Below are 23,605 nucleotides of genomic sequence, written 5' to 3' on the forward strand. Positions count from 1 at the left end.
TAAATGTTCCTTCACCTGGCTGAAAGGCGCGTGTTAGGTGGGTCGGGCAAGACTGCCGGGGTTTGCAATCCTGCTCCCTCGGAGGTTCACGCATGCTCGGGCTGGTAAAGACCGCACTGCAAAAGCCGTACACGTTTATCGTGTTGGCCATATTCATCTGCATCATCGGGCCGATGGCGGCCCTGCGAACCCCCACCGACGTGTTTCCCGATATCGGCATCCCTGTGGTCGCCGTGGTCTGGCAGTACAACGGCCTGTCGCCGGACGCCATGGCCGGCCGGGTGATCTACACCTACGAACGCTCCCTGAGCACCACCGTCAACGACATCGAACATATAGAATCGCAATCCTTGCCCGGCATGGGCATCGTGAAGATTTTCTTCCAGCCCGGCGTCGACATCCGCACCGCCAACGCCCAAGTGACCGCCGTGTCACAAACGGTGCTCAAGCAGATGCCACCGGGTATCACGCCACCGCTGATCCTCAACTACAGCGCCTCCACGGTGCCGATCCTGCAAATGGCGTTCTCCAGCCCGACGCTGTCGGAAGCCAAAATTCGCGACCTGGTGCAGAACAATATCCGCCTGCCCCTCAGCGCCCTGCCCGGCCTGGCCATGCCCACGCCGATGGGTGGCAAGCAGCGGCAGATCACCCTTGACCTCGACCCCCAGGCGCTGGCGGCCAAAGGCTTGTCGGCCCAGGATGTGGGCAATGCCCTGGCGCTGCAGAACCAGATCATCCCGGTGGGCACCGCCAAACTCGGCCCCAATGAATACACGATCCTGCTCAACAACAGCCCCAAGGCCATCGATGAGCTCAACGACCTGCCGATCAAGACCGTCGACGGCGCGCTGATCACCATCGGCCAGGTCGCCCACGTGCGCGACGGTTCGCCGCCGCAGACCAACATCGTGCGCGTCGACGGCCATCGCGCGGTGCTGATGCCGGCGTTGAAAAACGGCAGCATTTCCACCCTGTCGATCATCGACGGTATCCGCCAGATGCTGCCGCGCATCAACGAAACCCTGCCGCCGTCACTGAAGACCTCGCTGCTGGGCGACGCCTCGGTATTCGTCAAGCAATCGGTGGGCAGCGTGGCCCAGGAAGGCATCATCGCCGCGCTGCTGACCAGTGCGATGATCCTGCTGTTCCTCGGCAGCTGGCGCTCCACGATCATTATCGCGGCGTCGATTCCCCTGGCGGTGCTGTCGGCCATTGCGCTGCTGGCGGTCAGCGGGCAGACCCTCAACGTCATGACCCTCGGCGGGCTGGCGTTGGCCGTAGGGATCCTGGTGGACGACGCCACGGTGACCATCGAAAACATCAACTGGCACCTGGAGCAAGGCAAGCCGGTGAAGACCGCGATCCTCGACGGCGCCGCGCAAATTGTCGGCCCGGCGTTCGTCTCGCTGCTGTGCATCTGCATCGTGTTCGTGCCGATGTTCCTGCTGCAAGGCATCGCCGGTTATCTGTTCCGGCCGATGGCGCTGGCGGTGATCTTTGCCATGGCCAGCTCATTCATTCTTTCGCGCACCCTGGTGCCGACGCTGGCGATGTTCCTGCTCAAGCCGCACACGCCGGAGCCAGGCGTGGGGCACCATCCCGAAGATGCATTCATCAACCACCATGAGGGCGAGCAGCACCCGAAACCGCGCAATGCCGCACTGCAAGCGGTGCTGAATTTCCAGCAGGGTTTCGAGCGTCACTTCTCGAATATCCGCGACACCTACCACGGCCTGCTGACCTTGGCCCTGGGCAATCGCAAGGGTTTTATCGTCGGTTTCCTGGCCTGCGTGCTCGCCTCATTCCTGCTGTTGCCCAGCCTGGGCCAGGACTTTTTCCCGGCGACGGATGCCGGTGCGCTGGCCCTGCACGTGCGCTTGCCGCTGGGCACGCGTATCGAAGAAAGTGCTGCCGCCTTCGACCGCATCGAAGCGCGGATCCGTGAAGTGATCCCCGCCGAAGAACTGGACACCATCGTCGATAACATTGGCATTCCGCTCAGCGGCATCGACATGGCCTACAGCAGCAGCGGTACCATCGGCCCGCAGGATGGCGACATCCAGGTCAGCCTGAAAAAGGGCCATGCGCCTACCGCGGACTACGTGAAGAAACTGCGTGAAGCGCTGCCGCAGAGTTTCCCTGGCAGCCACTTTGCGTTCCTGCCGGCGGACATCAGCAGCCAGATCCTCAACTTCGGCGCGCCGGCGCCGCTGGACGTGAAAATCTCCGGGCGCAGCGATGCAGAAAACCGCGCCTATGCCGTCGAGTTGGAACGTCGCCTGCAACACGTGCCCGGTATCGCCGACCTGCGCATCCAGCAGTCCACCGGCTACCCGTCACTGCAGGTGAATGTCGACCGCATGCGCGCCAACGGCCTGGGCATTACCGAGCGGGACGTGACCAACAGCATGGTGGCGTCGCTGGCCGGCAGTTCGCAGACCGCGCCGACCTTCTGGCTCAACCCGGCCAACGGCGTGTCCTATTCCATTGTCGCCGCCACCCCGCAATACCGACTCGACAGCCTGCCGTCGCTGGAAGCGCTGCCGGTCACCGGCGCCGATGGGCAGTCGCAGATCCTCGGCGGCGTAGCAACTATCTCCCGCGTGCAAAGCTCGGCGGTGGTGACCCACTACAACATCGAACCGACCCTGGACCTGTACGCCAACGTGCAGGGCCGCGACCTCGGCGGCGTAGCCCGCGACGTGCAAAAGGTGCTGGATGACACCGCGCATCTGCGCCCCAAAGGCGCGACGATCAGCCTGCACGGGCAGATCGATGCGCTGCATGAAGCCTTCAGCGGCTTGAGCCTTGGCCTGCTGGGTGCGGTGGTGCTGATCTACCTGCTGATCGTGATCAACTTCCAGTCGTGGGCCGACCCGTTCGTCATCATCACCGCGTTGCCGGCGGCGCTCGCAGGCATCGTGTGGATGCTGTTCCTCAGCGGCACCTCCTTGTCGGTGCCAGCGCTCACCGGCGCCATCCTGTGCATGGGCGTGGCCACGGCCAACTCGATCCTGGTGGTGAGCTTCTGCCGTGAGCGCCTGGCCGAACATGGTGATGCGTTGAAAGCCGCCATGGAGGCCGGTTACACGCGCTTCCGCCCGGTGTGCATGACCGCCCTGGCGATGATCATCGGCATGTTGCCCCTGGCAATTTCCGAGGAGCAGAACGCCCCGCTCGGGCGCGCCGTCATCGGCGGTTTGATCTTCGCGACCCTCGCCACATTGTTGTTTGTTCCCGTGGTCTTCAGCCTGGTCCACGGTCGTCACCCTACTCGCGCAGTTGCAGGAGAAACCCCACATGTCGTCTGATCACAAACCCTCGCGCAAGCGTCTGATGCTCATGGGTGTCGGCGGCCTGACCCTGGCCGCCCTGTTGGTCGCCAACGGCCTGCATGCCCGCACGCTGCACGAACAATCGGTCACGGCCTGGACCGAGACCGCCGCCATCCCGCACGTGATGGTGTTCCAGCCCCGGCAGAATGTGGCCGGCGATACCTTGCGCCTGCCGGCGCACCTGGAAGCCTGGAGCAAGGCGCCGATCCACGCCCGGGTCAGCGGTTACCTGAAGGATTGGAAAGTCGATATCGGCAGCCGGGTCAAGGCCGGGCAAGTCCTCGCGGAAATCGACAGCCCCGACCTGGATCAACAGCTGGCGCAGACCCATGCACGCCTGGTGCAGGAACAGGCCAACGCACGCCTGGCCGAAACCACCGCCACGCGCTGGCAAAACCTGCTGGCCAGCCATTCGGTCTCGCGCCAGGAGGCCGATGAAAAAACCTCCAATGCCGCTGCCGCCAAGGCCAACGCCGAGGCCGCCGCTGCCGACTATGCCCGGCTGTCGGCACTGGAAAGCTACAAGACCCTTCGCGCCCCGTTCGCCGGCACCATCACCGCGCGCAACACCGATATCGGCCAGCTGATCAAGGCCGACACCGACAGCGATCCGGAACTGTTCAACATTGCCGACACCCATCAATTGCGCCTCTACGTACCGGTGCCGCAGAACTACGCAGCGGTCATCCATCCGGGCCTTGAAGCCGATCTGACCGTGCCCGAGCACCCCGGCAAGCATTTCAAGGCGCGCCTGATCGGTGACTCCACCGCCATCGACCGCCGCTCCGGCACCCTGCTCGCCCAGTTCGTCGCCGACAACCCCGACGGCGAGCTGCTGCCCGGTGATTATGCCGAGGCCACCCTGCCGATTCCGGCCGATACCCATGGCGTGAGCATCCCGGCCAGCGCCCTGATCTTCCGCGCCCAGGGCACCCAGGTGGCGGTGTTGGACGGGCAGAACCGTGTGCACCTGCAGCCCATCCATATCGGCCTCGACCTGGGCGAACGCCTGGTGATCGACCAGGGCTTGAAACCCGCCGACCGCATCGTCGACAACCCGCCCGATGCCCTGCGCGAAGGTGATCCCGTGCAGCTCGCCGATGCCTCCGGAGGTGCGCATGCGCATAAGGCTTAAACCGCTCGCCGCATTGACGCTGCTGGTCTTGCAGGGTTGCTCGATGGCGCCGACCTACAAGGTGCCGGCGATCGACCTGCCGGCCCACTACCGCGAACAGACCAGCGATGGGCCCTGGCACAGCGCCCAGCCCTCCGACCAACTGGCGCCCGAATGGTGGAAACTCTACAACGATTCGCGCCTGGATGACCTGCAACAGCAGCTGCTCAAGGCCAACCCGGACCTGGCGGCGGCGCTGGCGCACTTTGATGCTTCCCAAGCGTATGCCAGCCAACTGCACGCAGGCCTGTTCCCGCAGATCACCGCCAGCGCGCAACCGCTGCGCCAGCGGCAATCGGATTCGCGACCGTTGCGGGGGGATACGCAACCGTCGGTGTACAACAGCAACATCGCGGGGTTTTCCTTGAGCTATGACCTGGACCTGTGGGGCAAAATCCGCAACCAGGTCGCGGCCGGCGATGCCCAGGCGCAAGCGTCCGGGGATGACCTGGCGGTGGCGCGCCTGAGTTTGCAGCGTCAGTTGGCGACCTTGTACGTGCAGCTCAATGGGCTGGATGCACAGAGCCGGATTCTCACTCGCTCGCTGGATGATTTCAGCCAGGCATTGCAATTGACCCGCAGCCGCTACGAGGGCCAGATAGCCTCGGAGCTGGACCTGACCCGTGCGCAAAATCAACTGGCGCAGGCCAGGGCGCAATTGGATGAAGTGCGTGGGCAACGCAACCTCACCGAGCACGCCATCGGCGAGTTGGTGGGTGTGGCAGCCAGCGACTTTACCTTGCCGCCCGGCCAGCAACTGATCGCCCTGCCGGGAATTCCGTCGCAGTTGCCAAGCCACCTGTTGCAACGTCGCCCGGATATTGCAGCGGCAGAGCGCCGGGTGTTTGCGGCCAACGCAAATGTCGGCGTGGCCAAGGCGGCGTGGTACCCGGACTTCAGCTTGACCGGGTTGATTGGCGGACAGACACAGGGCGTCGGCAATCTGCTGTCGGCGGGCAATCGGTATTGGGCGCTGGGACCGTTGGTGAACCTGCCGATCTTCGACGGTGGCCGCTTGAGCGCCAATGAACGCCAGGCCAAGGCCGAGTTTGAAGAGGCGTCGGCGCAGTACCGTAGCCAGGTGCTGAAGGCCGTGCGCGAGGTGGAAGATAACCTGGCGCAACTACGGGATTTGCAGCAGGAGGCGCAGGATGAACAGGCGGCAGCGGATGCGGCGCAGCATACGCAATCATTGGCGATGAACAGCTATCAGGCGGGGGCGGTCAGTTACCTGGATGTGGTGACCGCGCAGACGGCGGCGTTGCAGGCGCAGCGGACATTGCAGGCGGTGCAGACGCGGCAGTTGCAGGCCAGTGTAGGACTCATGACCGCACTCGGCGGCGGCTGGCAACCTGGCGCCTGACATCACCCCAGGCACAGTGATAGCGGTGGAACAGCCAGTTTATCCGTAGCTGAGCCACCGCCATCGGGGCAAGCCCCTCCCACACGGGTCCTGCGTCAGACACATAATGTATAAGCGCCGCTGAGCCAATGTGGGAGGGGGCTTGCCCCCGATAGCGTCCTTCCAGACACATCCTGCCAAAAGCCTGCCCATCAACCGCCTGCTCGCCAATCTAGCCTCTCTAAGCACATCTAGAGAGGGCCAGGGAATGGCAGATTTACCCGCTTCACACCGCCTGCGCATCGGTCGATTCAGCGAACCCGACCGCATCTACCTCGTCACCACCAACACCCACGAACGCATACCGATATTCAGCAATTTCCATCTCGGTCGCCTGGTGGTCTGGCAATTTCGGTTAGCCCAGTACCAAGGGCTGGCCAATTCCCTGGCATGGGTCATCATGCCGGACCATTTCCATTGGCTGCTTGAACTGCAAAAAGGCTCGCTGGCGGACTTGATGCGCCAGGTGAAGTCAAAAAGCACCAGGACCGTCAATGGCGTGAGTGGTCGCAAGGGCCGGCTCTGGCAAGAAAGCTTTCATGACCGCGCACTGCGCAAGGAAGATGACTTGGTGAAAATGGCCCGGTATGTGGTGGCTAATCCATTGCGAGCGGGTCTGGTCGAGCGGATTGGCGACTACCCACTGTGGGATGCCATCTGGGTTTAACGTCATACACAGTTCAAATGTGGGAGGGGGCTTGCTCCCGATTGCGGTAGGTCAGTCAGCTTATCTGTAACTGATACACCGCTATCGGGAGCAAGCCCCCCTCCCACATTTTTTACCCGCATTTCAGGCGGCGAGTTTGCCGCTGGCGATGGCTGCCGATGCAGCCACCATGGCCCGCAACAACACCGCACACCCCGCCGCCAGGTCATCCGGGGCGGCGTTCTCGATTTCGTTGTGGCTGATGCCCCCTTCACACGGCACAAAGATCATCCCCGCCGGCCCCAACTCGGCGACGAAAATCGCGTCGTGCCCTGCCCCGCTGACGATGTCCATGTTCGACAAGCCCAGCCCATTGGCCGCATCGCGCACGGCGTCCACACAGCCTTTGTCGAAGTACAGCGGCGGGAAGTCAGCCGTGGGTTCCATTTCAAAACTCAGCCCATGCCTGGCACAGGTCTCGTCGATTACCTTGCGCACCTGGGCAATCATCGAATCCAACCGTGCCGGTTCCAAGTGCCGGAAGTCCAGGGTCATGCGCACTTCGCCAGGAATGACGTTGCGTGAACCGGGATACGCCTGCAGGCAACCGACGGTCCCGCACGCATGGGGCTGGTGCCCCAAGGCCGCCGCATTGACCGCCGCCACCACCGCCGCCGCGCCTACCAGGGCGTCCTTGCGCAGGTGCATCGGCGTCGGCCCCGCATGGGCCTCGACACCGCGCAGTTTCAGGTCGAACCACTTCTGCCCGAGGGCGCCGAGCACCACGCCGATGGTCTTTTTCTCATCCTCCAGAATCGGCCCTTGTTCGATATGCGCCTCGAAATACGCACCGACCTTGTGCCCACTCTCAGGACGGGTTCCCGCGTAGCCGATCGCATTCAGCGCATCACCCACGCTGACCCCGTCCGCATCGACCTTGGCCAGGGTATCCGCCAGGGTGAATTTCCTGGCAAACACACCCGAGCCCATCATGCACGGCGGGAAGCGCGAGCCTTCCTCGTTGGTCCACACCACCACTTCCAAGGGCGCCTCGGTTTCGATCTTGAGGTCATTGAGCGTACGCAGCACCTCCACTCCCGCCAGCACGCCAAAGCAGCCATCGAACTTGCCACCTGTGGGCTGGGTATCGATATGGCTGCCGGTCATCACCGGCGGCAGGTCGGGATTACGCCCAGGGCGGCGCGCGAAGATATTGCCGATGCCGTCGACAGTCACGGTGCAACCGGCGTCTTCGCACCACTGCACAAACAGGTCGCGGGCCTTGCGGTCGAGGTCGGTGAGGGCCAGGCGGCACACGCCGCCCTTGGGGGTGGCGCCGAGTTTGGCCAGGTCCATCAGCGACTGCCACAAGCGGTCGCGGTTGATGTGCTGGTGGGTCGATTGCAGAACGTCGAGGGCAGCGTTCATGGGGATCTCCTCAGGCGTGTATTTCTTATGAATTGACAACCACCGGGCTGGCTCCACGCCTGGCATTCAGGCCGTAATACAACAACCCGCCCAACGCCGAACCGGTAAACCAGCCGTAGCTGTAGAACCAGCTGAACGCATCACTGCCCAGGGACAGCAAGGTCAGCACCACCGGAACACCGAAGGCGATAAAACCGCTCCAGTTCCACGCCGGGTACACGTCGTCGCGGTAGAGGCCGGCCAGGTCCAGTTGTTGTTTGCGGGTGATGAAGTAGTCCACCACCATGATCCCGGCAATCGGCCCCAACAGGCTCGAATAGCCCAGCAACCAGTTGGAATACACGGTTTCCAGGCTCACATCCGAGACGATCAGGCCGAGTTTTTTCAGCAGTTCGTGGCCCATCAACGCCAAGCCCACCAACCCGGTGAGGATCACCGCCGTGGTGCGGTTGATCAGCTTGGGCGCGATGTTCTGGAAGTCGTTGGTGGGCGAGACGATATTCGCGGCGGTGTTGGTGGACAACGTGGCGACGATGATCAGCGCCATGGCCACGGCCACCCATACCGGGCTCTGGATATGGCCGATCAGGGTCACCGGGTCGGACACGCTGACGCCCACCAGTTTCACCGAGGCGGCGGTCATGATCACGCCGAGGGCGGCGAACAGGAACATGGTCAGCGGCAGGCCGAAAATCTGCCCGAGGATCTGGTCCTTCTGGCTTTTGGCGTAGCGGCTGAAGTCGGGAATATTCAGCGACAAGGTGGCCCAGAACCCCACCATCGCGGTAAGGCCGGCCATGAAGTAACCGGTCAGGCTCGCGCCTTCGGGCCGCTTGGGCGGGATTGCCATCAACTCGCTGATCGACACGTTGGGCATCGCCCATACCAGCAGGCCGATGCCCACCGCCACCAGCAACGGCGCCGAGAGGGTTTCCAGACGCTTGATCGACTCGGCACCGCGCAGCACCACCCACAGATTCAGGCACCAGAAAATCATGAAGCCGATCACTTCACCGGTGCCGCCGAGGGACTTCCATCCCTCGAAAATCGAGCCCAGGAACAGATGGATCGCCAGCCCGCCGAACATGGTCTGGATCCCGAACCAGCCGCAGGCCACCAATGCCCGAATCAAACACGGCACGTTGGAACCGAGGATGCCGAAGGACGAACGCAGCAACACCGGAAACGGAATGCCGTACTTGGTGCCGGGGAAAGCGTTGAGGGTCAGCGGGATCAGCACCACGATATTGGCCAGCAAGATCGCCATCAGCGCCTCACCCACCGACAGGCCGAAATACGCGGTGAGCACACCGCCCAGGGTGTAGGTGGGCACGCAGATCGACATGCCGACCCACAGCGCGGTGATGTGCCACTTGTTCCAGGTGCGTTCGTGCACCTTGGTCGGTGCCATGTCGTGGTTGTAGCGAGGGCTGTCGAGGACGTCGGGGCCGGCGTCGAGTTCGTACAGGCCGTTGCGCTCAATGACTTGCGATCTGTTCTGTTGCATGGCCGCTCCACGGTTTTTTCGAATTATTGTTGCTCACCCCGCGCTGAACGCAGGGTGGCCGGAGTACCTCGTAAACAACATGACATCACGGGCCCGGCCAGCCACCACTGCACTCAATAACCGTGCCGACAACTGCCCTTGAACCCGCACCGCTTATATAACTGGCTGATGTTAATCAGCTTTCCGATTGTGCCTACGGTACTTGCCGCGTGACTCAGGCTAAATAACGCGCAAGTTATCCGAACTGTCAGGACTCAATCTGGTGCACCACAATTATTTTTATTTACCGACCCCGTCAAGAGGCATCTCTCAAGCGTCTGATTTGCAATAAGAAATGTTGCTCATATTGAGAACCTGTCAAGTGCGTCAAAATGGTGAGAGGCCGCTGCATTTTGGTGATTTTGTATTTTTTACCTTATAAATCAACAATTTAAATTCAATATAAGCTTATAAAAAATCTTCTTGCCCAATCGAAAAACTCGGGCTAGTTTCTATTCCTGTCACCGATGACAGGAATTAACCGACCATCGGCGCGTAGCCATACAACACTTAGAACTGGCACAAGCCGGTCAAGCCTGTGAGGAACTCGACATGTCGCTGTTGATCCGTGGCGCCACCGTTATTACCCATGATGAAAGTTACCGCGCCGATGTTTTATGCGCAGGCGGTCTGATTCGCGCCATTGGCACGGACCTGGATATCCCCGCCGGCACTGAACAACTCGACGGCAGCGGCCAATATTTGATGCCCGGCGGCATCGACCCCCATACCCATATGCAACTGCCCTTCATGGGCACGGTGGCCAGTGAAGATTTTTTCAGCGGCACGGCGGCGGGTCTGGCCGGAGGCACCACGTCGATTATCGACTTCGTGATTCCCAACCCGCAGCAATCGTTGATGGAAGCGTTCCATCAGTGGCGGGGCTGGGCGGAAAAATCCGCGGCCGACTACGGCTTCCACGTGGCGATCACCTGGTGGAGCGAGCAGGTGCGCGAGGAAATGGCCGAGCTGGTCAGCCACCACGGCATCAACAGCTTCAAGCATTTCATGGCCTACAAGAACGCGATCATGGCGGCCGACGACACCCTGGTGGCCAGCTTCGAACGCTGCCTGGAACTCGGCGCCGTACCCACCGTGCATGCGGAAAACGGCGAGCTGGTGTACCACCTGCAACGCAAGCTGATGGCCCAGGGCATCACCGGGCCGGAAGCGCACCCGCTGTCGCGCCCGTCCCAGGTGGAAGGCGAAGCGGCCAGCCGCGCTATCCGTATCGCCGAGACCATCGGCACGCCGCTGTACCTGGTGCACGTGTCCACCCGGGAAGCGCTGGATGAAATCACCTACGCCCGGGGCAAGGGCCAGGCGGTCTACGGCGAAGTGCTCGCCGGCCACCTGCTGCTGGACGACAGCGTCTACCAGCACCCCGACTGGCAAACCGCCGCCGGCTATGTGATGAGCCCGCCGTTCCGCCCGCGCGGGCATCAGGAAGCGCTGTGGCATGGCCTGCAATCCGGCAACCTGCACACCACCGCCACCGACCACTGCTGCTTCTGCGCCGAGCAAAAAGCCGTCGGGCGTGACGACTTCAGCAAGATCCCCAACGGCACCGCCGGTATCGAAGACCGCATGGCGCTGCTGTGGCACGAAGGGGTCAACAGCGGACGCCTGTCGATGCAGGAATTCGTCGCGCTGACCTCCACCAACACCGCGAAGATCTTCAACCTCTACCCACGCAAAGGCGCGATCCGCGTGGGTGCGGATGCCGACCTGGTGCTGTGGGATCCCGAAGGCACGCGGACCATTTCCGCCAAGACTCACCATCAGAAGGTGGACTTCAACATCTTCGAAGGCAAGACCGTGCGCGGCGTGCCGAGCCACACCATCAGCCAGGGCAAGCTGGTCTGGGCCGATGGCGACCTGCGCGCCGAACGTGGCGCCGGGCGCTATGTGGAACGGCCGGCGTATCCGTCGGTGTTCGAGCAGTTGAGCAAGCGGGCGGAGCATTCCAGGCCGGTTGCTGTGAAGCGCTGAGACCGCTATCGGGGGCAAGCCCCCTCCCACACTTGACCGCATTCATTCAGATACAACTCGGTCGAATGTGGGAGGGGGCTTGCCCCCGATGAGGCCAGTACAGGCAACAAAAATGCCCACTTAGAGGCAATCCAGAAAAACCGTGAGGCCCACACCGTGATCCAGACCCTGACCCACCTCCCCCATCCCCATGAAGACGGCGCCACCCTCGCCAGCCATTTCACCGACCTGGCGCCGCCGCTCAACGCGCGCCAGGCCCAACTGGAAGCCTCGCGCTGCCTCTATTGCTACGACGCCCCTTGCGTGAACGCATGCCCCAGCGAAATCGACATCCCGTCGTTCATCCGCAATATCCACACCGACAACGTCCAGGGCGCCGCGCAGAAAATCCTCTCGGCCAACATCCTTGGCGGCAGCTGCGCGCGGGTCTGCCCGACGGAGATCCTCTGCCAGCAAGCCTGCGTGCGTAACAACGCCGAAGAATGCGCGCCGGTGCTGATCGGTCTGTTGCAACGCTACGCCATCGATAACGCCCACTTCAGCGAACACCCGTTCCAGCGTGCCGCCCCCACCGGCAAACGCATCGCCGTGGTCGGCGCAGGTCCCGCAGGGCTGGCCTGCGCCCATCGCGCCGCTGTGCACGGGCACGACGTGGTGATCTTCGAAGCGCAGGAAAAGGCCGGTGGCCTGAATGAATACGGAATCGCCAAGTACAAGCTGGTCGATGACTTCGCCCAGAAGGAACTGGATTTCCTCCTGCAGATCGGCGGCATCGAAATCCGCCACGGCCAGCGCCTGGGCGACAACCTCACCCTGAGCGAACTGCACCAGCAATTCGATTCGGTGTTCCTCGGCCTGGGCCTGGCGGCCAGCAAGCAACTCGGCTTACCCCATGAGGACGCACCCGGCCTGCTCGCCGCCACCGACTATATCCGCGAACTGCGCCAGGCCGATGACCTGAGCCAACTGCCCCTGGCCGACCGCTGCATCGTGCTCGGCGCCGGCAATACCGCCATCGACATGGCTGTGCAAATGGCCCGGCTCGGTGCCCGTGATGTGAACCTCGTCTACCGCCGTGGCCTGGCCGACATGGGCGCCACCCACCATGAGCAGGACATCGCCAAGGCCAATCAGGTGCGCCTGCTGACCTGGGCCCAACCCGAAGCAGTCCTGCTCGACGACCAGGGCCACGTACGCGGCATGCGCTTCGCCCGCACCCGCCTGGAAAACGGCCGCCTGCAATCCACCGGAGAAACCTTCGAACTGGCCGCCGATGCCATCTTCAAGGCCATCGGCCAGGGCTTCGACAACGACGCCTTGCACGATCCCCTGGCGCAACAGCTGCACCGCGTCGGCGAGCGTATCTTCGTCGACGAACAGCTGCGCACCAGCGTCCCTGGGGTCTACGCCGGTGGTGACTGCGTCAGCCTCGGCCAGGACCTCACCGTGCAGGCGGTGCAACACGGCAAGCTGGCCGCCGAAGCCATGCACGCCCAACTCATGCTGAATGTGGAGGCTGCGTAATGGCCGATCTCTCGATTGTGTTTGCCGGTATCAAGGCCCCCAACCCGTTCTGGCTGGCCTCCGCGCCGCCCACCGACAAAGCCTACAACGTGGTCCGCGCATTTGAAGCCGGCTGGGGCGGCGTGGTGTGGAAGACCCTGGGTGAAGACCCGGCGGCGGTCAATGTGTCATCGCGCTACTCGGCGCACTACGGCGCCAACCGTGAAGTGCTGGGCATCAACAATATCGAACTGATCACCGACCGCTCCCTGGAGATCAACCTGCGGGAAATCACCCAGGTCAAAAAGGACTGGCCCGACCGCGCGCTGATCGTGTCGCTGATGGTGCCCTGCGTAGAGGAGTCCTGGAAAAACATCCTGCCCCTGGTGGAAGCCACCGGCTGCGACGGTATCGAGCTGAACTTCGGCTGCCCCCACGGCATGCCCGAACGCGGCATGGGCGCGGCGGTGGGCCAGGTGCCGGAATACGTGGAACAGGTGACGCGCTGGTGCAAGACCTATTGCTCGCTGCCGGTGATCGTCAAGCTCACGCCGAATATCACCGACATCCGCGTGGCGGCGCGGGCGGCGTATCGCGGCGGTGCGGACGCGGTGTCGCTGATCAACACCATCAACTCCATCACCAGCGTGGACCTGGAACGCATGGTCGCCCTGCCGATGGTCGGCACCCAGAGTACCCACGGCGGATACTGCGGTTCGGCGGTCAAGCCGATTGCCCTGAACATGGTTGCCGAAATCGCCCGTGACCCACAGACCCAGGGCCTACCGATCTGCGGGATCGGCGGCATCGGCAACTGGCGCGACGCCGCGGAATTCGTCGCCCTCGGTTGCGGCGCGGTGCAGGTGTGCACGGCGGCGATGCTGCATGGTTTTCGCATCGTGGAAGAGATGAAGGATGGGCTGTCGCGGTGGATGGACAGCCAGGGCTACACCAGCCTGCAAGAATTTTCCGGGCGTGCGGTGGGCAACACCACGGACTGGAAGTACCTGGACATCAACTACCAGGTGATCGCCAGGATCGACCAGGCGGCGTGCATTGGCTGTGGGCGTTGCCATATTGCCTGTGAGGACACCTCGCACCAGGCCATCGCCAGTCTGAAACAGGCGGACGGCACGCATAAATACGAAGTGATCGATGACGAGTGCGTGGGCTGCAACCTGTGCCAGATCACCTGCCCGGTGGCGGATTGCATCGAGATGGTACCGATCGACACGGGCAAGCCGTTTTTGAATTGGACGCAGGATCCGAGGAATCCGTACCGGGAAGCGGTTTAGGCCTGCAGGCCGCTATCGGGGGCCCCCTCCCACACCACACATCAAATGTGGGAGGGGGCTTGCCCCCGATGAGGCCCTAAGCCCCACCACAGTACTCAAGGCTCCAACCCAATCCCACGCAAAATCACACTGGTCACCGTCTGGATCGCCTTCTCGAACTGCATATCCGACAACGGCTGGTGATCATTCAAAATCTTCACCTGGTGATCAAAGTCGGCGTAGTGCTGGGTCGACGCCCAGATCATGTACAGCAGGCTCGACGGCTCCACCGGCAGGATGCGCTTGTCTTCCACCCACTGGCGAATTTTCGCTTCCTTCATCTTGGCCCAGTCGTACAGGCTTTCATCCAACGCCTCACCGAGTGTCGGCGCGCCGTGGATGATCTCGTTGGCCCAGACCTTGGAGCCATAGGGCCGCGTGCGCGAGCGCTGCATCTTGGCGCGGATGTAACTGCTGAGCACCACCCGGGGGTCATCGAAGGTTTCGAAGCTGAGGGCGTCCTGCTTCCACACTTCCAGCAGGTCGAACAGCACCGCGCTGTACAGCTCGCTCTTGGTGGTGAAGTAGTAATGCAGGTTGGAGCGCGGCAGTTGCACTTCTTCGGCGATATCGGCCATGGCGGTGCTGCCGTAGCCCTTTTCGGCGAAGATTTTCTCCGCCGCCAGCAGGATTTTCTCGACGTTGACCCGGCGAATTCCGCTCTTGTGATTGCCCATAAGGGCTCCCTGACAAAGACATGCCCCAAAGACTACCACCGCTCTAGATCGGGGCGACAGGCGCAGTCGAAACTTCGTACACTGCCCGCTCCTAACCATTGATGGGTATTGCACAATGTTGATCAAGAAAACCCTGACCACTGTCGCCCTGCTCGCCTCCCTGCTGGGTGCCTCCGCAGCATTTGCCCATGCTCATCTCAAAAGCTCCACGCCTGCGGCGGACAGCAGCATCACCGCGCCCCAAGACCTGCGCCTGACCTTCAGCGAAGGCGTCGAAGCCACCTTCACCAAGGTGTCCCTGAGCAAAGACGGCATCGAAATCGCCATCAAAGGCCTGGAAACCCCGGACGCCGACAAGAAAACCCTAGTGGTGACACCGGCCGCCCCACTTGCGGCGGGCACCTACAAGGTGGTGTGGAATGCGGTGTCGGTGGACACCCACAAGAGCAGCGGTGAATACAGCTTCAAGGTCGGCCAATAACCCATGGCAACGCTGCTGGTGCTGTGCCGGTTCGTGCATTTCATCGTCGTGCTGTTGATGTTCGGGGCCTGTGTATTCAGGCCCTGGCTTCTCGGCGCTGCAGCGCAGCCCATGCTCGACCGGCAATTGCTGCGCATCACCCGTGGGCTGGCATGGACGGCCCTCGCGTCGGGGCTGATCTGGCTGGGGTTGATTACCGCCAGCATGGCCGGTTCATGGCCGGCGGCACTGGAACTGTCGACCGTGCAGTTGGTGCTGGGCAAGACCTTTTTTGGCCAGGTGTGGACCTGGCACCTGATCGTCAATGGCTTGCTGGTCATCGCCCTGATAACCCCGTGGAAAACCCCGCGCCTGCCATTGCTCACACTGCTGCTGATGACCCTCGCCCCGGTCGGCCATGGCGCCATGCTCGACGGGCTGAGCGGGCAGTTGTTGATCCTCAACCAGGTGGTGCACCTGATATGCGTCGGCGCATGGCTGGGTGGGTTACTGCTGCTGGTATTGATCCTCAGGCAGTCACACCGTGTTGAGCTGGCGCCTGTCCTGCGTCGTTTCAGCGGCGTGGGTTATGGCCTGGTCAGCGGCCTGCTGGTGACCGGCCTGATCAATGTGCGCGTACTTACCGGGCAGCTGTGGCCCACCCCGTTGTTCAGTGGTTTTGCCCTGATTCTGTTGATCAAGGTGATGCTGGTGCTGGGCATGTTGGCGCTGGCATTGTTGAACCGGTTGCGCCTGGATAGCGGCGAACAGCGGTTGGGCAGCTTGAAGGCCAGCGTGATGCTGGAATGGCTGCTCGGTGTTTGTGCAGTCGCGGCCGTTTCACTCCTTGGCACTTTGCCGCCAATGGCCCTGACGGGCTGAATGTGGAAGGGGCAAGTCGAATCGTCGCACCGCCCCTCCCACATTGACCCTGTGCGCTCTGGATCAACCCTCACCTAGTCATCGTATAACTTCTGCTTGACACCCCACGAAAACCCCGCAAATATCCGCCCTAATGTTGTACGACGACGTATAACAAATAATAAAAACAACAAATGAAAGGGAGCGTCACTGTGAGTCCATTCGCCCGCAATTCGTCCGCGCGTCTCAGTGTTATCGGCCTGTTTACCCTGCCCCTCCTCGCCCACGCCGACGGTTTCGTCGACGACGCCAAGGCCACGCTCAACCTGCGCAACGCCTACTTCAACCGCAACTTCACCAACCCGAGCAACCCCCAGGGCAAGGCTGAAGAGTGGACGCAGAGTTTTATTCTCGACGCCAAGTCCGGCTTCACCCAGGGCACCGTGGGGTTCGGCATCGATGTGCTGGGGCTGTATTCCCAGAAGCTCGATGGCGGCAAAGGCACCGGCGGTACCCAGTTGCTGCCGATCCACGATGACGGCCGCCCCGCCGACAACTTCGGGCGCCTGGGCGTGGCGCTGAAAACCAGGCTGTCGAAGACCGAATTGAAGGTCGGCGAGTGGATGCCGGTGCTGCCGATCCTGCGCTCCGACGATGGCCGCTCGCTGCCCCAGACCTTTCGCGGCGGCCAGGTGACGTCCAGCGAAATCGCCGGCCTGACCCTCTACGGCGGCCAGTTTCGCGGCAACAGCCCGCGCAACGACGCGAGCATGGAAGACATGTTCATGAACGGCAAAGCCGCGTTCACCTCCGATCGCTTCAACTTCGGCGGCGGCGAATACACCTTCAACGACAAGCGCACCCAGGTCGGCGTGTGGTACGCCGAGCTGGCCGATATCTACCAGCAGCAGTACTTCAACCTGACCCACAGCCAGCCCGTGGGCGACTGGACCCTGGGGGCCAACCTCGGTTTCTTCAACGGCAAGGAAGACGGCAGCGCCCTGGCCGGCGACCTCGACAACAAGACCGTGTTCGCCCTGCTCTCGGCCAAGTACAACGGCAACACCTTCTATGTGGGCCTGCAAAAACTCACCGGCGACAGCGTGTGGATGCGCGTCAACGGCACCAGTGGCGGCACCCTGGCCAACGACAGCTACAACGCCAGCTACGACAACGCCAAGGAAAAATCCTGGCAGGTGCGGCATGACTTCAACTTCGTCGTACTCGGTGTGCCAGGGCTGACCCTGATGAACCGCTATATCAGCGGCAGTAACGTACATACCGGGGCGATCACCGATGGCAAGGAATGGGGGCGCGAATCGGAACTGGCCTACACCGTGCAGAGCGGTGCGTTGAAGAACCTCAACGTTAAGTGGCGGAATTCCACCATGCGTCGGGATTTCAGCACCAACGAGTTCGACGAAAACCGGATCTTTATCAGCTATCCAATCTCCCTGCTGTAGAACCTAGTCTCCCAGCCCAGAAAATCCCCTGTGGGAGGGGGCTTGCTACCGATGGCGGTGGGTCAGTAACAGATGCATTCACTGGCACGCCCTCATCGAGGGCAAGCCCCCCTCCCACATTTGAATCTCACTCGTCTGGAAGAACGTTGACAACCTGGGGGATCCCTAACAATACTTCGGCATAGTCATACGACAACCTACAACAAAAATTTGGAATCCCCATGACCACGACTACCCCCACTCCCTTCAACCGTCTGCTGCTCACCGGTGCCGCCGGCGGCCTCGGCAAAGTCCTGCGCGAACGCCTGCGTCCCTACACCCAGGTGCTGCGCCTGTCGGACATCGCCAGCATGGCCCCGCCGGTGGATGCCTCGGAAGAAGTCCAGGCCTGCGACCTCGCCGACAAACAAGCGGTGCACCACCTGGTGGAAGGCGTCGACGCCATCCTGCACTTCGGCGGTGTATCGGTGGAGCGTCCGTTTGAAGAAATCCTCGGCGCCAATATCAGCGGCACCTTCCATATCTACGAAGCCGCGCGCCGCCATGGGGTAAAACGTGTGATCTTCGCCAGTTCCAACCATGTGATCGGCTTTTACAAGCAGACCGAAACCATCGACGCCCACTCCCCACGCCGCCCCGACAGCTACTACGGCCTGTCCAAGTCCTACGGCGAAGACATGGCGAGCTTCTACTTCGACCGCTACGGCATCGAGACCGTGAGCATCCGTATCGGCTCCTCGTTCCCGGAACCGCAGAACCGCCGGATGATGCACACCTGGCTGAGCTTCGACGACCTGACCCAACTGCTGGAACGCGCGCTGTATACGCCGAACGTCGGCCACACCGTGGTCTACGGCATGTCGGATAACCTCGACACCTGGTGGGACAACCGCTACGCCGCACACCTGGGCTACGCCCCGAAAGACAGCTCCGAAGTCTTCCGTGCCCAGGTCGAAGCCCAGCCACCGGTGGCCGCCGATGACCCCGCCAAGGTCTATCAGGGCGGTGCGTTCTGCGCCGCCGGGCCGTTCGGTGACTGAGTTCACACCAACCCAAGGGAATGAGTGGCCATGACTGCTGAATTGATCGTCGACGCCCGCAATGCCGTGGGCGAATGCCCGGTGTGGGTGCCCGAAGAAAACGCCCTGTACTGGGTGGATATCCCCAACGGCGGCCTGCAAAAATGGAGCGCCGCCAGCGGCCACGTTGCCGCCTGGAAAGCCCCGCAGATGCTCGCCTGCATTGCCCGCACCACGGCGGGCAACTGGGTCGCCGGGATGGAAACCGGCTTCTTCCAACTCACACCGCACAACGACGCCAGCCTCGATACCACGCCGTTGGCCAGTGTCGAGCATCCACGCCCGGACATGCGCCTGAACGACGGCCGTTGCGACCGCCAGGGCCGTTTCTGGGCCGGCAGCATGGTGCTGAACATGGGCGCGAATGCGGCCGAAGGCATCCTCTATCGCTATGCATCGGGTTCAGCCCCCCACGCCCAGCTGGACGGTTTTATCACCCTCAACGGCCTGGCCTTCAGCCCCGATGGCCGCACGATGTATGCCTCGGATTCGCACCCGCTGGTGCAGCAGATCTGGGCCTTCGACTACGACATCGACACCGGCACGCCGTCCAACCGTCGCGTGTTCGTCGACATGCACAACTTCCTCGGCCGCCCCGACGGCGCCGCCGTGGACGCCGATGGCTGCTACTGGATCTGCGCCAACGACGCCGGCCTGATCCACCGCTTCACCCCCGACGGGCGCCTGGACCGCTCCCTCACCGTACCGGTGAAAAAACCCACCATGTGCGCCTTCGGCGGCAGCCGCCTGGATACTCTGTTTGTCACCTCGATCCGTGACGACCAGAGTGAACAGTCAGTGTCCGGCGGCGTGTTCGCCCTCAACCCCGGCGTCCAAGGACTGCCTGAACCGACGTTCACCCTCTAGCTGCATCGCTGTGCCTTGAATACAACAATAACAACACAGGAGTGACCTCCCATGGACTTCAAACGCACCTTGCTCGCCGCCGCAGTCTTTACCCTCAGCAGCGCCGCCCATGCGCTGGAAATCAAATTCGCCGACATCCACCCCGCCGGCTACCCCACCGTCGTCGCCGAAGAAAACATGGGCAAGGCCCTGACCAAGGAAAGCAACGGCGAACTGACCTTCAAGTACTTCCCCGGCGGCGTGCTGGGCTCCGAGAAGGAAGTGGTCGAACAGGCCCAGGTCGGCGCCGTGCAGATGACCCGCGTCAGCCTCGGCATCGTCGGGCCGGTGGTGCCGGACGTGAACGTGTTCAACCTGCCGTTCGTGTTCCGCGACCAGGCGCATATGCGCAAGGTCATCGATGGCGAGATCGGCGATGAAATCCTCGCCAAGATCACCGACTCCGAGTTCGGCCTGGTGGCCCTGGCCTGGATGGACGGCGGCACACGCAACCTCTACACCAAGAAGCCGGTGCGCAGGATCGAAGACCTCAAGGGCATGAAGATCCGCGTGCAAGGCAACCCGCTGTTCATCGACGCCTTCAACGCGATGGGCGCCAACGGGATTGCCATGGACACCGGCGAGATCTTCAGCGCCTTGCAGACGGGGGTGATCGACGGCGCGGAGAACAACCCGCCGACCCTGCTGGAACACAATCACTTCCAGAACGCCAAGTACTACACCCTCACCGAGCACCTGATCCTGCCCGAGCCCATCGTGATGTCGAAAATCACCTGGAACAAGCTCACCCCGGCGCAACAGGTCATGGTCAAAAACGCCGCCAAGGCCGCCCAGGCCGATGAGCGCGCGCTGTGGGACGCCAAGTCCGCCAGCAGTGAGGAAAAACTCAAAAAGGCCGGTGTCGAGTTCATCACCGTCGACAAAAAGCCCTTCTATGACGCCACCGCAGCGGTTCGCGCCAAGTACGGCGCGCCTTACGCCGACATCATCGCGCGCATCGACGCCGTTCAATAACCTCTCCTGCCTCTCGCAAAAGGCCCGGCGCGGTCTGCACCGCCGCGCCCGGTTACGGTGAACGCCATGAAGAATCTACTGCTGCGCATCAACGACCGCATCTACATGACCTGCATCTGGGTCGCCGGCCTTTCGGTTCTCGGCGTCGCGCTGATCATTCCCTGGGGCATCTTCGCCCGCTACGTCCTCGGCACCGGCTCCAGTTGGCCGGAGCCCACCGCCATCCTGCTGATGCTGGTGTTCACCTTTATCGGTGCCGCCGCCAGCTACCGCGCCGGCGCGCATATGTCGGTGGCCATGGTCACGGACCGCCTGCCGCCCGCCCAGCGCCGCATCGTCGGCATCCTGTCGCAACTGTTGATGGGCACCATCTGCCTGTTCATGGCGATCTGGGGCACCAAGCTGTGCCTGTCCACCTGGAACCAGTTCATGAGCGCCATCCCGACCCTGCGCGTGGGCATCACCTATATGCCGATCCCGATTGGCGGGTTGCTGACCCTGATCTTCGTGGTGGAAAAACTCCTGCTCGGTGACCAGAGCAACCGGCGCGTGGTGCGCTTCGACCTGGTGGAAGAAAGCGAAGGGGCTGCCTGATATGGACGCATTGATTCTGCTGGGCAGCTTTATCGCCTTGATCCTGATCGGCATGCCGGTGGCCTACGCCCTGGGCTTGTCGGCGCTGATTGGCGCATGGTGGATCGACATCCCGTTCCAGGCCCTGATGATTCAGGTCGCAGGCGGGGTGAACAAGTTTTCGCTGATGGCGATACCGTTCTTCGTGCTGGCGGGGGCGATCATGGCCGAGGGCGGCATGTCGCGCCGGCTGGTGGCGTTTGCCGGGGTGCTGGTGGGGTTTGTGCGCGGTGGCCTGTCGCTGGTGAACATCATGGCCTCGACGTTCTTTGGCGCCATCTCCGGCTCGTCGGTGGCCGACACCGCCTCGGTGGGCTCGGTGCTGATCCCGGAAATGGAGCGCCGTGGCTACCCACGGGAATTTGCCACCGCCGTCACCGTCAGCGGTTCGGTGCAGGCGCTGCTGACCCCGCCCAGCCATAACTCGGTGCTCTACTCCCTGGCGGCGGGCGGCACGGTGTCCATCGCCTCGCTGTTCATGGCCGGCGTGGTGCCCGGCTTGCTGATGAGCGCGTGCCTGATGGTGCTGTGCCTGATCTTCGCGAAAAAACGCAACTACCCCAAGGGCGAAGTGATCCCGCTCAAGCAGGCGCTGAAAATCTGCGCCGACGCGCTCTGGGGCCTGATGGCCATGGTGATCATCCTCGGCGGCATCCTCTCGGGCATCTTCACCGCCACCGAGTCCGCCGCGATTGCCGTGTTGTGGGCATTCTTCGTGACCATGTTCATCTACCGCGACTACAAGTGGAGCGAGCTGCCCAAGCTGATGCACCGCACGGTGCGCACCATTTCCATCGTGATGATCCTGATCGCCTTCGCGGCCAGCTTCGGCTACATCATGACCCTGATGCAGATCCCGGCGAAGATCACCACGCTGTTCCTGACCCTGTCGGACAACCGCTACGTGATCCTGATGTGCATCAACGCCATGCTGCTATTGCTCGGCACAGTGATGGACATGGCGCCGCTGATCCTGATCCTCACGCCCATCCTGCTGCCGGTAATCCTCGGTATCGGCGTCGACCCGGTGCACTTCGGCATGATCATGCTGGTCAACCTCGGCATTGGCTTGATTACGCCGCCGGTGGGCGCGGTGCTGTTCGTGGGCGCGGCGGTGGGCAAGGTGAGTATCGAGAAGACCGTGAAGGCGCTACTGCCGTTTTATGGCGTGCTGTTCCTGGTGCTGATGGCGGTGACGTACATTCCGGCGCTGTCGTTGTGGCTGCCGAGCGTGGTGCTGTGATGATCGAACTCGAAGATAACCTGACCCACCTCACCGTGAATCCGGCCGTGGGCGGCAGCCTGGTCAACTGGACGGTGCGCGCCACCGGCCAGCCGTTGTTGCGCCATAACGATGAGCAGGCGATCCATACCGGTTTGCCGGGCAAGCTGGGGTGCTATCCATTGGTGCCCTGGTCCAACCGTATTGCCCACGGCGGTTTCGACAACCCCGACGGTTGGCTCGCGCTCACGCCCAACAGCCTCACCGATCCGCTGCCGATCCATGGCTCGGCCTGGCAACAGGCGTGGCAGGTGGTCAGCCACACGGCGGATGAAGTGGTGCTGGAGGTACTGTGCGAGACGCCGTTTGCCTATCGCGCCGAGCAGCGGATTCGCTTGAGCGATGGGATGCTGAGTATCGAGCTACGGGTGACGCACCTGGCCGAAACAGCCGCATGGCATGGCGTGGGCTTGCATCCTTACTTTCCGCGCCGGCCGGGTACCCGGTTGCAGGCCAGGGCCGCACAGGTGTGGATGAGTGACGCATCCAAGCTGCCGACGGGGTTGGCGCCGGTGCCGGGCGAGTGGGATTTCCAGGCATTGAAACCTCTGCCCGAAGGCCTGGTGGACAATGGCTTCTGCCAGTGGGATGGCTATTGCCGGATCGAACAGCCGGAACTGGGCTATACACTGGAATGCCAGGCCAGCGGCGCCGATTACTTCCTGCTGTACTGCCCGCCGGGGCTGGGGTTCTTTTGCATCGAGCCGGTGAGCCATCCGGTGAATGCTCATCACCTGGCGGGACGGCCGGGCCTGAAACTGCTGGAACACAATCAATCGGTCCAACTCAATTTCAACCTGAAATACATTCAACATGTGGGAGGGGGGCTTGCCCCCGATGGCGGCCTGACAGCCGACCAGGATGTTGGCGTGGAATGAGTACATATCCGTTGCCGCGGTAACGGCC

The 23,605-nt window shown here is 62.4% G+C and carries 19 protein-coding genes; 16 read left to right on the forward strand and 3 right to left on the reverse strand.

Annotated elements, in window-relative coordinates:
• Nucleotides 1–92 precede the first annotated feature (92 nt).
• The 4 genes from FX984_RS07420 (at nucleotide 93) to FX984_RS07435 (ending at nucleotide 6,581) form a co-directional block, all read left to right on the forward strand.
• Complete coding sequence (locus tag FX984_RS07420; protein WP_146477087.1) at nucleotides 93–3,314, forward strand: efflux RND transporter permease subunit; 3,222 nt, start codon at nucleotides 93–95, stop codon at nucleotides 3,312–3,314.
• Nucleotides 3,304–4,473, forward strand: coding sequence for an efflux RND transporter periplasmic adaptor subunit (locus FX984_RS07425; protein ID WP_092354608.1), 1,170 nt, complete (start codon nucleotides 3,304–3,306; stop codon nucleotides 4,471–4,473). Before FX984_RS07420 ends, FX984_RS07425 begins: the two co-directional genes overlap by 11 nt.
• Complete coding sequence (locus FX984_RS07430) at nucleotides 4,457–5,875, forward strand: efflux transporter outer membrane subunit (protein ID WP_146477085.1); 1,419 nt, start codon at nucleotides 4,457–4,459, stop codon at nucleotides 5,873–5,875. Before FX984_RS07425 ends, FX984_RS07430 begins: the two co-directional genes overlap by 17 nt.
• A gap of 247 nt (nucleotides 5,876–6,122) precedes the next feature.
• Nucleotides 6,123–6,581 carry an REP-associated tyrosine transposase gene (locus FX984_RS07435; protein ID WP_146477083.1) on the forward strand — a complete coding sequence of 153 codons (459 nt, stop codon included), beginning with the start codon at nucleotides 6,123–6,125 and terminating at the stop codon, nucleotides 6,579–6,581.
• 123 nt (nucleotides 6,582–6,704) lie between these two features.
• On the opposite strand, the gene FX984_RS07440 is transcribed toward FX984_RS07435, so the two are convergent.
• Together FX984_RS07440 and FX984_RS07445 are read right to left on the reverse strand one after the other, a co-directional pair.
• Nucleotides 6,705–7,988, reverse strand: a complete 1,284-nt coding sequence (locus FX984_RS07440; RefSeq protein WP_092354617.1) for a Zn-dependent hydrolase — start codon at nucleotides 7,986–7,988, stop codon at nucleotides 6,705–6,707.
• 25 nt (nucleotides 7,989–8,013) lie between these two features.
• Nucleotides 8,014–9,495: an NCS1 family nucleobase:cation symporter-1 gene (locus tag FX984_RS07445; RefSeq protein WP_065940162.1), complete on the reverse strand. Its 1,482-nt coding sequence runs from the start codon at nucleotides 9,493–9,495 to the stop codon at nucleotides 8,014–8,016.
• A gap of 591 nt (nucleotides 9,496–10,086) precedes the next feature.
• Here FX984_RS07445 and hydA point away from each other — a divergent pair.
• The 3 genes from hydA to preA all read left to right on the forward strand — a co-directional run bounded on the left by hydA (nucleotide 10,087) and on the right by preA (nucleotide 14,324).
• Nucleotides 10,087–11,526 carry a dihydropyrimidinase gene (gene hydA / locus FX984_RS07450; protein WP_027606230.1) on the forward strand — a complete coding sequence of 480 codons (1,440 nt, stop codon included), beginning with the start codon at nucleotides 10,087–10,089 and terminating at the stop codon, nucleotides 11,524–11,526.
• Nucleotides 11,527–11,682: 156 nt separating this feature from the next.
• Nucleotides 11,683–13,050 carry an NAD(P)-dependent oxidoreductase gene (locus FX984_RS07455; protein WP_146477080.1) on the forward strand — a complete coding sequence of 456 codons (1,368 nt, stop codon included), beginning with the start codon at nucleotides 11,683–11,685 and terminating at the stop codon, nucleotides 13,048–13,050.
• The gene (preA, locus tag FX984_RS07460) at nucleotides 13,050–14,324 is read left to right on the forward strand and encodes an NAD-dependent dihydropyrimidine dehydrogenase subunit PreA (protein WP_065927011.1); all 1,275 of its coding nucleotides are present in this window, start codon (nucleotides 13,050–13,052) and stop codon (nucleotides 14,322–14,324) included. Before FX984_RS07455 ends, preA begins: the two co-directional genes overlap by 1 nt.
• Before the next feature lie 95 nt (nucleotides 14,325–14,419).
• Here preA and FX984_RS07465 read toward each other — a convergent pair whose 3' ends face one another.
• The gene (locus FX984_RS07465) at nucleotides 14,420–15,040 is read right to left on the reverse strand and encodes a TetR/AcrR family transcriptional regulator (RefSeq protein ID WP_027606227.1); all 621 of its coding nucleotides are present in this window, start codon (nucleotides 15,038–15,040) and stop codon (nucleotides 14,420–14,422) included.
• 115 nt (nucleotides 15,041–15,155) lie between these two features.
• Here FX984_RS07465 and copC point away from each other — a divergent pair, with 115 nt between their 5' ends.
• From copC to FX984_RS07510, 9 genes are all read left to right on the forward strand, one after another.
• Nucleotides 15,156–15,521, forward strand: a complete 366-nt coding sequence (gene copC, locus FX984_RS07470; RefSeq protein WP_146477078.1) for a copper homeostasis periplasmic binding protein CopC — start codon at nucleotides 15,156–15,158, stop codon at nucleotides 15,519–15,521.
• 3 nt (nucleotides 15,522–15,524) lie between these two features.
• Nucleotides 15,525–16,382, forward strand: a complete 858-nt coding sequence (copD, locus tag FX984_RS07475; protein WP_146477076.1) for a copper homeostasis membrane protein CopD — start codon at nucleotides 15,525–15,527, stop codon at nucleotides 16,380–16,382.
• A 191-nt stretch (nucleotides 16,383–16,573) separates the two neighbouring features.
• The gene (locus tag FX984_RS07480; protein WP_146477074.1) at nucleotides 16,574–17,824 is read left to right on the forward strand and encodes an OprD family porin; all 1,251 of its coding nucleotides are present in this window, start codon (nucleotides 16,574–16,576) and stop codon (nucleotides 17,822–17,824) included.
• A 221-nt stretch (nucleotides 17,825–18,045) separates the two neighbouring features.
• A complete protein-coding gene (locus FX984_RS07485) occupies nucleotides 18,046–18,864 on the forward strand; it encodes an NAD-dependent epimerase/dehydratase family protein (RefSeq protein ID WP_146477072.1) in 819 nt (272 codons plus the stop codon).
• Between the two features lie 30 nt (nucleotides 18,865–18,894).
• Nucleotides 18,895–19,770 carry an SMP-30/gluconolactonase/LRE family protein gene (locus FX984_RS07490; RefSeq protein WP_146477070.1) on the forward strand — a complete coding sequence of 292 codons (876 nt, stop codon included), beginning with the start codon at nucleotides 18,895–18,897 and terminating at the stop codon, nucleotides 19,768–19,770.
• Between the two features lie 51 nt (nucleotides 19,771–19,821).
• A complete protein-coding gene (locus tag FX984_RS07495) occupies nucleotides 19,822–20,784 on the forward strand; it encodes a TRAP transporter substrate-binding protein (protein ID WP_027606221.1) in 963 nt (320 codons plus the stop codon).
• A gap of 66 nt (nucleotides 20,785–20,850) precedes the next feature.
• Nucleotides 20,851–21,378: a TRAP transporter small permease gene (locus tag FX984_RS07500; RefSeq protein ID WP_027606220.1), complete on the forward strand. Its 528-nt coding sequence runs from the start codon at nucleotides 20,851–20,853 to the stop codon at nucleotides 21,376–21,378.
• A gap of 1 nt (nucleotide 21,379) precedes the next feature.
• The gene (locus FX984_RS07505) at nucleotides 21,380–22,660 is read left to right on the forward strand and encodes a TRAP transporter large permease (protein ID WP_092490249.1); all 1,281 of its coding nucleotides are present in this window, start codon (nucleotides 21,380–21,382) and stop codon (nucleotides 22,658–22,660) included.
• Entirely contained in the window at nucleotides 22,660–23,577 is a 918-nt protein-coding gene (locus FX984_RS07510) for an aldose 1-epimerase (protein ID WP_146477068.1), read from the forward strand. Before FX984_RS07505 ends, FX984_RS07510 begins: the two co-directional genes overlap by 1 nt.
• The last annotated feature ends 28 nt before the right edge of the window (nucleotides 23,578–23,605 follow it).

It is taken from the genome of Pseudomonas marginalis (assembly GCF_008692035.1).
Classification (GTDB): Bacteria; Pseudomonadota; Gammaproteobacteria; order Pseudomonadales; family Pseudomonadaceae; genus Aquipseudomonas; species Aquipseudomonas marginalis.

Bases quoted from the DNA above. Each gene is read 5' to 3' on its own strand.
- FX984_RS07485 (WP_146477072.1), top strand. From the start codon at position 18,046: ATGACCACGACTACCCCCACTCCCTTCAACCGTCTGCTGCTCACCGGT.
- FX984_RS07430 (WP_146477085.1), top strand. From the start codon at position 4,457: ATGCGCATAAGGCTTAAACCGCTCGCCGCATTGACGCTGCTGGTCTTG.
- preA (WP_065927011.1), top strand. From the start codon at position 13,050: ATGGCCGATCTCTCGATTGTGTTTGCCGGTATCAAGGCCCCCAACCCG.
- copC (WP_146477078.1), top strand. From the start codon at position 15,156: ATGTTGATCAAGAAAACCCTGACCACTGTCGCCCTGCTCGCCTCCCTG.
- FX984_RS07495 (WP_027606221.1), top strand. From the start codon at position 19,822: ATGGACTTCAAACGCACCTTGCTCGCCGCCGCAGTCTTTACCCTCAGC.
- FX984_RS07465 (WP_027606227.1), bottom strand. From the start codon at position 15,040: ATGGGCAATCACAAGAGCGGAATTCGCCGGGTCAACGTCGAGAAAATC.
- FX984_RS07435 (WP_146477083.1), top strand. From the start codon at position 6,123: ATGGCAGATTTACCCGCTTCACACCGCCTGCGCATCGGTCGATTCAGC.
- hydA (WP_027606230.1), top strand. From the start codon at position 10,087: ATGTCGCTGTTGATCCGTGGCGCCACCGTTATTACCCATGATGAAAGT.
- FX984_RS07425 (WP_092354608.1), top strand. From the start codon at position 3,304: ATGTCGTCTGATCACAAACCCTCGCGCAAGCGTCTGATGCTCATGGGT.
- FX984_RS07510 (WP_146477068.1), top strand. From the start codon at position 22,660: ATGATCGAACTCGAAGATAACCTGACCCACCTCACCGTGAATCCGGCC.
- FX984_RS07440 (WP_092354617.1), bottom strand. From the start codon at position 7,988: ATGAACGCTGCCCTCGACGTTCTGCAATCGACCCACCAGCACATCAAC.
- FX984_RS07420 (WP_146477087.1), top strand. From the start codon at position 93: ATGCTCGGGCTGGTAAAGACCGCACTGCAAAAGCCGTACACGTTTATC.
- FX984_RS07500 (WP_027606220.1), top strand. From the start codon at position 20,851: ATGAAGAATCTACTGCTGCGCATCAACGACCGCATCTACATGACCTGC.
- FX984_RS07505 (WP_092490249.1), top strand. From the start codon at position 21,380: ATGGACGCATTGATTCTGCTGGGCAGCTTTATCGCCTTGATCCTGATC.
- FX984_RS07445 (WP_065940162.1), bottom strand. From the start codon at position 9,495: ATGCAACAGAACAGATCGCAAGTCATTGAGCGCAACGGCCTGTACGAA.
- FX984_RS07490 (WP_146477070.1), top strand. From the start codon at position 18,895: ATGACTGCTGAATTGATCGTCGACGCCCGCAATGCCGTGGGCGAATGC.
- copD (WP_146477076.1), top strand. From the start codon at position 15,525: ATGGCAACGCTGCTGGTGCTGTGCCGGTTCGTGCATTTCATCGTCGTG.